Raw genomic sequence first — 12,544 nt, forward strand, 5'->3', positions numbered from 1 at the left:
GATATTCTCCTGCATGTGCGGCTCGGGATTTACCAAGCGGCTGTGCTAAGGCATGGGGATTGCCGGACCCAGGTACAATGCCGCCTCACGGCAGGGTGATTAGGCGTGTGGGGCACGGGCGAAGATGTGCCGACGGGTTCGGCGATTTTGGCCGATTGTCGCCGGGAAAACAAAGTTACGCGCGGTCAGCCAGATCCAGCCATTCGGCCTCGGCGGCGGTGAGGGCGGCCTGACGTTCGGCCATCGCCGCGGTCGCCTTGCGGAACTTTACCGGGTCGCGGGTGAACAGGTCGGCCTCGGCCAAGAGGGTGGCGAGTTTGGCGATCTCGGCCTCCAGCCGGTCGATCTGGGACGGCAGATCGTCAAGGCGTTTGCGTTCCGTGAAGCTTAGGGCGCTTTGACGTGGGGCGGCGGGTTTGGACGTGTCGGCTTTGGGGGCGTCGGATTTGGTTGGGGGCTTTGCAGCCTCCTCCGGGGCGGCGCGCTGGCGGGCATAGTCGGACCAGCCGCCGGGGTAGACGGTCGCCCTGCCCTGCCCCTCCATCGCCACAGTGGCGGTGGCGATGCGGTCGATGAAATCGCGGTCGTGGCTGACGAGAAGGACGGTGCCGTCATAGTCGCCAAGGATGTCCTGCAGGAGGTCGAGGGTTTCGACGTCGAGGTCATTCGTCGGTTCGTCAAGGATCAGGAGGTTCGAGGGCTGGGCCATCAGCTTGGCCAGCAGCAGGCGGGCCTTTTCGCCGCCCGACAGGCTGCGGACAGGGGCGCGGGCGCGGGCTTCGTCGAAGAGGAAGTCCTTGAGGTAGGCCACGACATGGCGGGGGGTGCCGCGCACCATAACTTGGTCTGCGGCACCGGAAACGCGCATCAGGGGATCGCCGGTCAGGTTGTCCCACAGCGTGGCGTCGGGGTCGAGACGGGCGCGGGACTGGTCGAAAACCGCAATCTCAAGGTTCGTGCCGAGGGTGACCTTGCCCGCATCGGGGGCCAGTTCGGTGGTGAGGAGTTTCAAAAGCGTGGTCTTGCCGACCCCGTTCGGGCCGACAAAGGCCACCCGATCGCCGCGCAGGATGCGGAGCGAGAAGTCGCGGATCAGGTGCTTGTTACCGAAGGATTTGGTCAGATGCTGCGCCTCGATCACCTTTTTGCCGGAGGTCGGGCCGCTTTCCAGCGCCATCGCGGCGGTGCCCTGACGGCGGATCTGCGAGGAGCGTTCGGCGCGCAGGTCGGCCAGCGCGCGGACGCGGCCCTGGTTGCGTTTGCGGCGGGCGGAGATGCCTTCGACGGCCCATTTCGCCTCGGCCTTGATCTTGCGGTCAAGTTTGTGGCGGGCCTCGTCCTCTTCCGCCCAGATGGTTTCGCGCCAGTCTTCAAACCCGTCAAAGCCGGATTCGCGGCGTCGGACCTCGCCCCGGTCGATCCAGAGGGTGGCCTTGGTCAGCGCGCGCAGGAAGGCGCGGTCGTGCGAGATGAGGACAAAGGCGGTGCGGGTGGTGGAAAGCTCTTCCTCCAGCCACTCGATCGCCTGGATGTCGAGGTGGTTGGTGGGTTCGTCCAGCAGCATGAGGTCGGGCGCTTCGGCGAGGAGTTTGGCCAGCGCCGCCCGGCGCTTTTCGCCGCCTGAGGCAGTGGCGACGGGGGCTTCGGGGCGGAATTTGAGGCCTTCGGCGACCACGGCAAGGCGGTATTCCATGCCGTCGGGCAGGTTGGAGGCGGCGAAATCGCCGAGGGTTTCGAAGCCGGACAGGTCCGGGTCCTGCTCCATATAGCCCACGGTGGTGCCGGGGGCGACGGTTCGGGTGCCGCGGTCCGCCTCAACCAGCCCGGCCATCACCTTCATCAGCGTGGATTTGCCAGAACCGTTGCGGCCGACAAGGGCCACCCGGTCGCCGGGTTGGACCACAAGAGTCAGGTCATCGAAAACCGGGTTGCCGCCGAAAGTGAGCGAGATGCCGGAAAGCTGAAGGAGGGGTGCGCGTGCCATGGGGGGCGAGGTAGTGGGGGATTTGATCCGCGTCAACGCCCGGCGGTTCGCAAGCTGCCATGCTGTCAGGGGTAGATTGCAGAAAGGCACATAGGATGGCACCGCTGGATGGGATAACCATACTGGATCTTACGCATGTGCTGGCTGGTCCCTTTGCCAGCCACACATTGCAGGATCTGGGCGCGAGGGTCATCAAGGTGGAACGGCCCGGGGTGGGCGATGACACGCGGGCCTTTCCGCCCTTCGTCGACGGGATCAGCGCCTATTTCGCCACGCTGAACGCAGGCAAGCAATCCATCGCGCTGGACCTGAAGGCCGATGCCGACCGGATCACCTTTGAGGCGCTGCTGGCGCGGGCGGATGTGCTGATTGAAAACTACCGCCCCGGCGCGATGCACCGGCTTGGCTATGGCTGGAAGGTGGTGCATGCACGGCATCCGCGGTTGGTCTATGCCTCGGTCTCCGGGTTCGGGCAGACCGGGCCGGATGCGATGAAGCCCGCCTATGACATGGTCGTGCAGGCGCGCGGTGGCGTGATGTCGATCACCGGTGAGGCTGGAGGGCCGCCCGTCCGGGTGGGTGCCAGCATTGGCGATATCGTGGCGGGGATGTTCCTGGCCCAAGGGATTCTGGCCGCACTTTATGAGCGTGAAAAGACCGGACAGGGTGCCATGGTCGATGTGGCGATGCTGGATTCGCAACTGGCCATTCAGGAACATTCGGTGGCTATCACCAGCGCCACGGGTGTGCCACCCGGGCGGACGGGCGCGCGGCATCCGACGATCACACCGTTTTCCACCTATCGTGCGGCGGATGGCTTTGTCGTGATTGCCGCCGGAAATGATGCGATCTTTGCCCGGCTGTGTGAGGCCTTGGGGCTGGATATGGCCACCGACCCGCGCTTTGCCACCAATGCCGCACGGTGTGAAAACCACATGCTGCTCAAGCGGTTGCTGGAAGCGGTGACCTTGGGCGAGACGGTCAGTCACTGGATTTCGGTGCTGGAGGCGGCGGGCTTGCCCACCGCGCGGGTGCAGGACATGGCCGAAGTGCTGCAGGACCCGCAGATTCTGGCGCGCAACATGGTTGTGCCCGTCGCCCCACAGCCTGGCGGGCCCGGGTTCACGGCACCCGGCAACCCGATCAAGATGAGCAGCCTGCCCGAGCTTGCCGAACGTGGCCCGGTCCCGGCGCTGGACGGCGACCGGGACCGGATTCTGACCTGGCTTGGCAAGGCCTAGGACTGCACGGCGGGACGCGCGGCGGTCAGCAGCGGGATCAGGAACATCGCCGCGAAGGGCACGTTTGCCACCACGTTCAGCGGTGCCCCGGCCAAGAAGGACCCCGCGCTGTCGACCACGAACCAGCCAATCACGGCGTTGCGGAGGATCGGGCGGATCACCTCGGGGTCGCGGGCAAGGGGTGCGCCGGCCAGTTGCCAGATCATCAGCCCCCAGCCGAAGGTGATTCCGCCCATGATGGCCATGAGAAGCCGGGTTTCGCTGGCCGCCGCACCTTGGCCCCCGTCCACCGGCCAGAAGACCGCATCAAGCACGGCACCCATCGGGCCAGAGAGTGGCGCATAGGCCGACAGGGCGCTGACAAGGCCGAAGCCGATCAAGAGAACACTGGCGGCAAGGCGCAGGGTTGTTTGTTCACGGGTCATGGCACGTCTCCTTCATATGGTGCAGTGCCGGGATAGCCCGGTTCGCAGAAGTGACCCAATTCCCTGCAAGGTAAGTGTCTGGCCCCCTGATCCTTGCTAGGGTCGGTGGCACGCTTTACCGAGAGGTCCCGCCATGCATGACTTTCCCACAGCGCTGCGCCGCTGGCGCCGGACGCGGCGGCTGAGCCAGCTTGATCTTGCGTCCGAGGCCGAGGTGTCGCCCCGCCACCTTGCCTTTCTGGAAACCGGGCGGTCGCGGCCTTCCCGCGCGATGGTCTTGCGGCTGGCCGGGGTGCTGACCTTGCCGCCGGTGGAGCAGAACGGGTTTCTGGCGGCAGCGGGCTTTGCACCGCAGTTCCCGTCGCTTCCGCTTGGAGCTGCGGAAATGGCGCAAGTGCGTCAGGCGATGGACTGGACGATTGACCGGCACGCCCCCTACCCCGCGCTGATCCTGGACCGGCTTTGGCGGATCGTCGCGTTGAACGGGCCGGCGCGGCAGCTGTTCGGCCCGGCGGGATTTGCCCCGGGGGCCAGCCTGTTGGACGCCCTGTGCGATCCGGTGCTGTTTCCGGCGCTGATCGAGAATTGGGTCGAGGTTGGCCACCACACCGCCCTTCGCCTACGGGCCGAAAGCGCGCGGGCAGGCGGAATCGCGGAGCTTGACCGCGCAGTGGCCATGCTGTTGGCCAACCCTGCCATTGCCGCCAGTCAGCCGCAGGCCACGGGTCGGGCAGTTCTGGCCACCATCTACCGGATGGGCGACCAGCGGCTGCCGTTCTTTTCGACCTATGCCCAGTTCGGCGCGGCCGAAGAGGTGGCCCTGTCGGACATGAAGATCGAGCTGATGTTTCCGGCAGATGACCATGCCAAGGCAGCTTTGCTGGCGCTTGCGCCCTGAAGCATCTTGCCTTGTGCCCGGCGGTCGCTAAGGCTGCGGCCCATGCCGTTTCGCACGCTTGACCCCGCTATGATCCTTGCCACGGCCGAACGGCTGGAGCAGCGGATTGCCGAACGCTTTCCCGACCGTGGCCTGACCAAGGTTGCGCGCGAGGTTGTCGGGCTGTCCCGCACGGTCGCGGCCGAGGTGAAGACGCTGGAACCCCCGATCTGGGGATTGCGCATCCTGATCGGGTTGGTGGTTCTGGCCGGGGCGGCGGTGTTTCTGTGGGTGGGGTCGGTGATCCCGCTCAATCAGGTTGGGCGGGCGGCGATCGGGTCGGTCGAGACCTTCGAGGCGGCGATCAACACCTTGCTGCTGGCGGCCCTTGGCATTCTGGCGCTGGTGCGGCTGGAAGCGCGGGTAAAGGGGCGTCGGGTGGCGCGGGGGCTGCATGCGCTGCGGTCGGTGATCCATGTCATCGACATGCACCAGCTGACCAAGGACCCGGTGGCCCTGTCGCCCGATTTCGCGCCCACCGCCACGTCGCCCCGGCGCGATATGGATGCGGTCGCGCTGTCGCGGTATCTGGACTACTGTTCGGAGCTTCTGGCGATCACCGGCAAGCTCGCTGCACTTTACGCGCAGGCGGTGCCTGAGGAAGGTGTGGCCTCGGCGGTCAATGACATCGAGGTGTTGGGGGCATCCCTGTCGCGCAAGATCTGGCAGAAGATCACCTTGATCGAGGCAAAGCCTGCCGCGCGGCGGAAACGCGACTGAACCTGCCGGAATGAGCGCGCGACGTGCCGCTTCCGGGCATTGCTGTGACCGGGCGCAGTTCTACAACTGCCGGGAACCTTTGAGGGCTTTGCAGTGACGTCGCCCACCCGCGTGGATGCATCCACCCTGCCGGACGAGTGTTGGGATGACCCGGCACGCGGTACGATCCGGTTTCGCACGTTGATCTCGGCCCCCACGACGGACAGCCTTGGCATAGTCTGCGGTGTGGCGATGATGGCGGCGGGCGACACGTTCCCGCTGCATTCCCACGCCGAGCCTGAGGTCTATTTCGGGCTGGACGGGACGGGCGAAGTGCAGATTGACGGGATGCCGCATTCCCTTGCACCCGGGGTGGCGCTTTACATCCCCGGGGGGGCCGTGCATGGCGTGCCTCTGGCCAAGACCCCGATGACATGGTTCTACACCTTCGCCGCCGACAGCTTTGCCGACATCCACTACCGCTTCCTGCATGAGAGCCCCGAATGACCGACGACGCACTGGTGATCTTCACGCCCTCTGGCAAACGGGGGCGGTTCGCGCTGGGAACACCGGTCCTGACCGCTGCGCGGCAGTTGGGGGTGGATCTTGACAGCGTCTGTGGCGGTCGCGGCATCTGTTCGAAATGCCAGATCACCCCGGGCTATGGTGAGTTTTCCAAGCATGGCGTGACTGTCGCCCCTGACGCGCTGAGCGAATGGAATTCGGTCGAGGATCGGTACAAGCGGATTCGCGGGCTGGTGGATGGGCGGCGGTTGGGCTGTCAGGCCAAGGTGATGGGCGATGTGGTCATCGACGTGCCCCCCGAATCCCAGGTCCACAAGCAGGTGATCCGCAAGTCCGCGACCGAGCGGGTCATGGTGATGGACCCGGCCACCCGCGCCGTCTACGTCGAGGTGGAAGAGCCCGACATGCACGAGCCGACCGGCGACTTCGAACGCTTGCAGCGCGCGCTTGCCGCGCAGTGGCAGGTGGAGGGGGTTGAGGCGGACCTGTCGGTCCTGCGCCGTTTGCAGCCGGTGTTGCGCAAGGGCGAATGGAAAGCGACGGTCGTGTTGCATAAGGGCAACCACGACGCGGCGACGCGTGTGCTGGACATTTTCCCCGGCTTCCATGAAGGCCCCCTGCTGGGGCTTGCAGTGGACCTTGGGTCCACCACCATCGCCGCACATCTGTGCGATCTTTCGGATGGGCGCGTGCTGGGGTCCAGCGGGTTGATGAACCCGCAGATCCGGTTCGGCGAAGACCTGATGAGCCGCGTCAGCTATGTGATGATGAACCCCGGTGGCGATGTCGAGATGACCAGCGCCGTGCGTGAGGCGTTGAATTCACTGGCCAAGTCGATTGCGGATGAGGCGGGGGTGGACCCGGCCAAAATCTATGAGATGGTCGTGGTCTGCAACCCGGTGATGCACCACCTGCTGATGGGCATTGATCCGGTGGAACTGGGGCAAGCCCCGTTCGCTCTGGCCACCAGCGGCAGCCTGTCCCTGGACGCGCGCGATCTGGACCTTGGCAACCTGAACCGCAACGCGCGGGTCTATGTCCTGCCCTGCATCGCGGGCCATGTCGGCGCGGATTGCGCGGCGGTGGCCTTGTCGGAAGAACCGCAGAAATCCAAGGACATGGTGCTGATCGTCGATGTCGGCACCAATGCGGAGCTTCTGCTGGGCAATGAGACCCGCGTGCTGGCCTGTTCCAGCCCGACCGGCCCCGCCTTTGAAGGCGCGCAGATTTCAAGCGGGCAACGGGCGGCCCCCGGTGCGATCGAGCGGGTGGAGATTGATCCCGTGACCAAGGAGCCGCGGTTCCGGGTGATCGGATCGGACCTCTGGTCGGATGAGCCCGGCTTTGACGCGGCGACTGCGGTCAGCGGCATCACCGGCATCTGCGGGTCGGGGATCATCGAAGCCGTGGCCGAGATGCGGATGGCGGGGCTGGTCGATCCCGGCGGACTGATCGGCAGCCCGGACCAGACTGGCACTGACCGGTGTGAGCCGCATGGGCGCACCCATTCCTATGTGCTTTACGATGGCAGCGCTGCGGGCGGGCCGAAAATCCTTGTCACTCAGGGCGATATTCGCGCGATCCAGTTGGCCAAGTCCGCGCTTTACGCCGGGGCGCGGCTGTTGATGGACGCGATGGGCGTGGACACGGTGGACCGCGTGACGCTGGCCGGGGCCTTTGGCGCGCATATCAGCCCGAAACACGCGATGGTGCTGGGGATGATCCCCGATGCGCCCCTTGACCATGTGACAAGCGCGGGCAACGCGGCGGGGACCGGCGCACGGATTGCGCTCTGTTCCGTGGCGGCGCGCGACAGCATCGAGGCGACGGTGCATGACATCCACAAGGTGGAAACGGCGATCGAACCCCGGTTTCAAGAGCATTTCGTGAATGCCAACGCCATCCCACACGCAGTGGACCCCTTCCCGAACCTTGCCGGGATCGTCACGCTGCCCGACGTCAGCTTCAACACCTCGGGTTCCGGGGGTGAGGGTGGGCGCCGCAGGCGGCGCGGCTAAGGTCGCCACGGCAGATGAGCGGCTTGCGCCTGCAGCGAAAACCCGTAACGTCAAGTTATGACTGACGATCCGGTTGCCTTGCTGATCGAAAAATGCGCCGCGCAGGACCGTGCGGCGTTTCGTGCACTCTATCGTGACACCTCCGCGAAACTCATGGGTGTTCTTTTGCGTATCGTAAGAGAACGCGCTGAGGCGGAGGATGCCTTGCAAGAGGTTTACACACGGGTCTGGTTGCGCGCGGGAAAGTACGATCCCGCGAAAGGCCGGGGTATGACCTGGCTGATCGCGATCACCCGCAATCTGGCCATCGACCGGCTGCGCGCCCGGCCTGACGCCACCAGCGACGACGGGCTGGACATGGTGCAGGACAGTGCCCCGCGCGCCGAAACCCGGCTGGTCGCCATGGGCGAGGCGCGGCGGATGGCGGATTGCTTTGACACCCTTGAACCCGAGCGTGCTGACGCCGTGCGCGGGGCCTATCTGGGCGGGCTGTCCTATGTGGACCTTGCCGCGCGCCATGCGGTGCCCTTGAACACGATGCGGACGTGGTTGCGGCGCAGCCTCCTTAGGTTGAAGGAGTGTCTGGACCAATGACCGACGCCCCATTGACCCCGCGTGACGCAGATGACGCCGAAGCCGCCGAATATGTGCTGGGCGTGCAGAGCCTTGCCGAACGCACGGCATCAGCGGCACGGGTCAAGCGCGACCCGGAGTTTGCGGCCATGGTCGCAGACTGGGAAAACCGGTTCGAAGGCTTGAACGACGGTTTTGACGAGGCCCCTGCCCCGAACCTGTTGCCCGCCATCGAAGCCCGGCTGTTCCCGAAACCGGCGAAAAGCCCGTCCCGCAGCGGGCTTTGGCGCTGGGTTTCGGGGGCGGTCTTTGCGACGGCGGTCGTGCTGCTGGGCTTGGCCACTCTGGTGCCGCCCAAGCCTGCGCTGGTGGCGGTGCTTGCCACGGCTGATGCGCGGCTGGCCTATGAAGTGCGCCATTTCGGGGGCGAGCTGCAGATCACCCGCGTCGCGGGCGTGCCGGCTGTGGCGGGCCGCGTGCACGAACTTTGGCTGATCGCCCCCGGAGCAGCGCCGATTTCGCTGGGGCTGCTGGACCGGGCTGAGCTGGTGGTGGACTATCCCCGGCCGCCGGAAGGCTGGACCCTTGCGGTGTCCATTGAACCTGCGGGCGGGTCGCCCATCGGCTCGCCAACGGGCCCGGTGATCCTTGCGGTGGAAGTTGGGGCGGAGACCTGATCACGAACGCGTGTGTGTCGGGGGTGGCTGAAACTTCGCCCCAGACGGCTTCGTTGCTTTGGATGTGAGGCGGGACTGGCCCGCCCGGATCTGAAGGGACTGACGCCATGAAGGCATTCAAACTTGCAACGGCAATCCTTGCGCTGTCGACCGGTATCGTGCTGGCCGAAGCCCATGCCAACCCGATGGTCGGTGGCGCCGAGATGTTTGCCGACAAGAACATTGTCGAAAACGCCGTGAACTCGGCTGATCACACGACGCTGGTTGCAGCGGTGACTGCGGCTGGTCTGGCCGAAACGCTGATGGGCGCCGGCCCGTTCACTGTCTTCGCCCCGACGAACGACGCCTTTGCCAAGCTGCCTGCGGGCACGGTTGAATCGCTGCTGCTTCCCGAGAACAAGGAAACGCTGGTCAAGATCCTGACCTGCCATGTGGTGGCGGCCAATGCGATGTCTGGCGACATCATGGGCATGATCGAAGCGGACGGCGGCGAGCACAAGGTTGCCACGGTCGGCGGCTGCGAGTTCACCATGATGGCCAAGGATGGTGTGGTGATGATCAAGGACGGTCAGGGCAATGTGGCGAATGTCACCATCGCTGATGTCAAGCAGTCGAACGGCGTGATCCACGTCATCGACACCGTGCTGCTGCCTGCGATGTAAAAAGTCCCCTAAAGCAGGTCGGCAGGGCCGCTGGGCGCGTCACTCGCCCGGCGGCCTTTGTCATGCGCGACTTGATCGGTCGGGCGGCATGGGCCAGAGTTGATGCAATTATTGGTTGATCGGAGATTCTCATGCGCCTGTTTTCTGCCCTGACCATTTCCATGCTCTTGGGCCTGCCCGTCCCCGCCTTGGCCGAGGGCCAATCCATCATCGTGCTGGACGCCTCGGGGTCGATGTGGGGGCAGATCGACGGCCGGGCGAAACTTGAGATCGCGCGTGAGACGCTGGGAACGGTGCTGTCAGGGATCGACCCGGCGACCGAGATTGGGCTTATGGCCTATGGTCACCGCGAAAAGGGCAGTTGCACCGATATCGAGCTTGTGGTGCCCCCCGCAGCGGGCACGGCCGTGGCGATCATCGACGCGGCCAATGCGATGAAATTCCTTGGCAAGACGCCACTATCGGCAGCGGTGAAACTGGCGGCGGAAGACCTGCGATATACTGAAGAGGCGGCGACGGTGATCCTGATCACCGACGGGATCGAAACCTGCGAAGCTGACCCTTGCGCGCTTGGCGCGGCGCTGGAAGCGTCAGGCGTGGACTTCACCGCCCATGTCGTCGGCTTCGGCCTGACCGAGGAAGAAGGCCGCGCAGTTGCCTGTCTGGCTGAAAACACCGGCGGAAAATACATTCAGGCGTCGGACGCGGGCGCCTTGGCCGGTGCGTTGAAGATCACGATGGCAGTGGCAGAGCCCGCTCCCGAACCTGAACCGAAGCCAGAGCCTGCGCCTGCCCCGGTGGCGCTGGAGAAGAACTTCGATCCGGTCATCGCGCTGGTCGAGGGGCAGCCCGAACCGGCGGACGAGATCGTGCAGGATGCCTATTTCACCCTGCGCCTGATCGGCGCGGATGGGTCGCTGGCCGAGGAGGCGATCACCGTTTACGGCCGGTCTACCGAGCTTGTTCCCCCCGGCACCTACCGGATGATCACCGAACTGGACGATGCAAAAGTCGAACAGGATGTCACGATCACCGCCGATGCGCTGGCGCAGCCGGTGGTGGTGCTGAACGCGGGGGTCCTGAACCTGCGCCTCTTTGCCTATGAGGGCGGCGAGGTTGAAACCGACGCCTTCTGGGAGGTGCGGGGGCCGGATGACATTGGCGAATCCGGTTACGGCCAGACGCTGCATGTATTTCCGGCCGGGGAGTACAGCCTTCAGGCCAGCTTTGGCTCAGCGAAGGTCGAAGAGACGCTGACCTTTGTCGCAGGCCAGCAGATCGACAAGGATCTGGTCATCGGCACCGGTCTGGCGGTGGTCGAGGCCTTCTATACCGAAGGCCTGATGGTGGAGGGCGGCGACCAGTTCGTCGAGATCCTTGAGGCGAAGAAAGACATCGAAGGCAACCGCAAGTCCGTCAGCTATACCTACGGATCGGGCGCAAGCTTCGACCTGCCCGGGGGCGACTATGTGGCGGTGGTTACCCTGGGCGCCGTCAAGGTCGAGGTGCCGTTTACCGCCAAGGTGGGCGAACGGGTCGATCTGGTGGCAATGCTGGACGCTGGCATTGCCGCCTTCACCACGCCGGGGGGCGAGTACATGGAGGTGCTGTCGCCCACGAAGGACATCAACGGCAACCAGAAATCCTTTGGCTACGCCTATGGCCCAACTTGGCAAACCGCGCTTGCCGCGGGGGATTATGTCCTGGTGGTTGCCGCCGACAGCGCAGCCGGACGCACAGAGACGCCGTTTTCAGTCAAGGCCGGGGAACGGGTGGAAGTGACCGCCGCAGCGCCCTGAGGCCTTGCTGTGGTCCAAGGCCGCTTGACCTTGGACCGCGCTTGGCTTACCTCCTTCAGCGTCGCGGGTGTAGCTCAATGGTAGAGCAGAAGCTTCCCAAGCTTACGACGAGGGTTCGATTCCCTTCACCCGCTCCATATCCTTCCCCCCTGTTGACGTGGCGCTTGGTTGGCGTTGACTTGCTCTGGCAAGGCCGTAGCCTTCTGCACGTCACCTTGCTGGAGGATCCTTGATGCCGAACCCGTTGCGCCTTGCTGTCGCCCTTGGCGGTGCCGCCCTGCTGGCCGGCTGTGCCAGCGACCCCGGCCCGGCTGAACCCTACCCCTTTGTCGGCACCTGGGACTGTGAGGTTGAAACCTTCACCTTCACCGAGACGACCTACAACAACGGTAGCCAGACCCTGCCGATCCGAAATGTCAGCCGCGACGGGCGGAACTACACGCTGTTCTTTCCCGGCAATTACGTCATCGCGCTGGCGGCGGTGACTGACACCGGGATGACATGGGTTTCGGGCAAGACGGGTGACCAGTTCACCTGCCGGCGGTTGAAGTAGCTTTCGTTTTCTGTGGCGACAGGGTAGCAAGCGCCGAACATCTGCAGGGAGCATTCCATGAACACCGACATCACCCGCTACGGCACCGGCGCCCGCATGTCCGAGGCTGTGGCCTATAACGGCATCCTTTGGGTCGCGGGCCAGGTTGGCCAGCCGGGCGCCTCGGTGGCGGACCAGACGCGGCAGTGCCTTGCGGAAGTGGACCGGATCCTTGCCGAAGCCGGCACCGACAAGACCCGGATCCTGTCGGCGCAGATCTGGCTGGCCGATATTTCGACCTTTGCCCACATGAATGCGGTCTGGGACGCTTGGGTTCCGCAGGGTCACACGCCCGCACGCGCTACGGGTGAGGCGAAGCTGGCCACCCCGGACTACAAGGTTGAAGTGATCGTCACGGCGGCGCTGCGCTGAGCCGTTGGAGCGGGGGTTTCACACCCCCGCACCCCCGTGG

13 protein-coding genes and 1 tRNA gene are annotated in these 12,544 nt (G+C 65.1%); 12 read left to right on the forward strand and 2 right to left on the reverse strand.

The window, feature by feature from the left end:
• Positions 1-175: 175 nt before the first annotated feature.
• Positions 176-1,984 carry an ABC-F family ATP-binding cassette domain-containing protein gene (locus tag EI545_RS00380; protein ID WP_125323587.1) on the reverse strand — a complete coding sequence of 603 codons (1,809 nt, stop codon included), beginning with the start codon at positions 1,982-1,984 and terminating at the stop codon, positions 176-178.
• A 95-nt stretch (positions 1,985-2,079) separates the two neighbouring features.
• Between EI545_RS00380 and EI545_RS00385 the strand changes: the two genes are divergently transcribed.
• Positions 2,080-3,225 carry a CaiB/BaiF CoA transferase family protein gene (locus tag EI545_RS00385; protein WP_125323588.1) on the forward strand — a complete coding sequence of 382 codons (1,146 nt, stop codon included), beginning with the start codon at positions 2,080-2,082 and terminating at the stop codon, positions 3,223-3,225.
• Here the strand turns inward: EI545_RS00385 and EI545_RS00390 are convergent.
• The gene (locus EI545_RS00390; RefSeq protein WP_125323589.1) at positions 3,222-3,650 is read right to left on the reverse strand and encodes an excinuclease ABC subunit A; all 429 of its coding nucleotides are present in this window, start codon (positions 3,648-3,650) and stop codon (positions 3,222-3,224) included. The two genes, EI545_RS00385 and EI545_RS00390, sit on opposite strands and share 4 nt — an antisense overlap.
• Before the next feature lie 133 nt (positions 3,651-3,783).
• On the opposite strand from EI545_RS00390, the gene EI545_RS00395 reads away from it, so the two are divergent.
• From EI545_RS00395 to EI545_RS00445, 11 genes are all read left to right on the forward strand, one after another.
• Positions 3,784-4,548, forward strand: a complete 765-nt coding sequence (locus EI545_RS00395; protein ID WP_125323590.1) for an MmyB family transcriptional regulator — start codon at positions 3,784-3,786, stop codon at positions 4,546-4,548.
• Positions 4,549-4,590: 42 nt separating this feature from the next.
• Positions 4,591-5,307 (forward strand): hypothetical protein, encoded by a 717-nt coding sequence (locus tag EI545_RS00400; RefSeq protein WP_125323591.1) that lies wholly within the window; start codon positions 4,591-4,593, stop codon positions 5,305-5,307.
• Between the two features lie 93 nt (positions 5,308-5,400).
• Positions 5,401-5,793 (forward strand): cupin domain-containing protein, encoded by a 393-nt coding sequence (locus EI545_RS00405; protein WP_125323592.1) that lies wholly within the window; start codon positions 5,401-5,403, stop codon positions 5,791-5,793.
• A complete protein-coding gene (locus tag EI545_RS00410; RefSeq protein WP_125323593.1) occupies positions 5,790-7,829 on the forward strand; it encodes an ASKHA domain-containing protein in 2,040 nt (679 codons plus the stop codon). Before EI545_RS00405 ends, EI545_RS00410 begins: the two co-directional genes overlap by 4 nt.
• A 57-nt stretch (positions 7,830-7,886) precedes the next feature.
• Positions 7,887-8,423: a sigma-70 family RNA polymerase sigma factor gene (locus EI545_RS00415; protein WP_125323594.1), complete on the forward strand. Its 537-nt coding sequence runs from the start codon at positions 7,887-7,889 to the stop codon at positions 8,421-8,423.
• Positions 8,420-9,079, forward strand: coding sequence for an anti-sigma factor (locus EI545_RS00420; RefSeq protein WP_125323595.1), 660 nt, complete (start codon positions 8,420-8,422; stop codon positions 9,077-9,079). The genes EI545_RS00415 and EI545_RS00420 overlap by 4 nt, the downstream gene beginning before the upstream one ends.
• Positions 9,080-9,186: 107 nt before the next feature.
• Positions 9,187-9,741, forward strand: coding sequence for a fasciclin domain-containing protein (locus EI545_RS00425; protein WP_125323596.1), 555 nt, complete (start codon positions 9,187-9,189; stop codon positions 9,739-9,741).
• Positions 9,742-9,872: 131 nt separating this feature from the next.
• Positions 9,873-11,540, forward strand: coding sequence for a vWA domain-containing protein (locus tag EI545_RS00430; RefSeq protein ID WP_164517166.1), 1,668 nt, complete (start codon positions 9,873-9,875; stop codon positions 11,538-11,540).
• Positions 11,541-11,603: 63 nt separating this feature from the next.
• Positions 11,604-11,677 (forward strand) — tRNA-Gly (locus EI545_RS00435).
• Between the two features lie 95 nt (positions 11,678-11,772).
• Positions 11,773-12,093, forward strand: a complete 321-nt coding sequence (locus EI545_RS00440; RefSeq protein ID WP_125323597.1) for a hypothetical protein — start codon at positions 11,773-11,775, stop codon at positions 12,091-12,093.
• 57 nt (positions 12,094-12,150) lie between these two features.
• Positions 12,151-12,504, forward strand: coding sequence for a RidA family protein (locus EI545_RS00445; RefSeq protein WP_125323598.1), 354 nt, complete (start codon positions 12,151-12,153; stop codon positions 12,502-12,504).
• The last annotated feature ends 40 nt before the right edge of the window (positions 12,505-12,544 follow it).

The sequence above is a fragment of the Tabrizicola piscis genome, assembly GCF_003940805.1.
In the GTDB taxonomy this organism is placed as follows: domain Bacteria; phylum Pseudomonadota; class Alphaproteobacteria; order Rhodobacterales; family Rhodobacteraceae; genus Tabrizicola; species Tabrizicola piscis.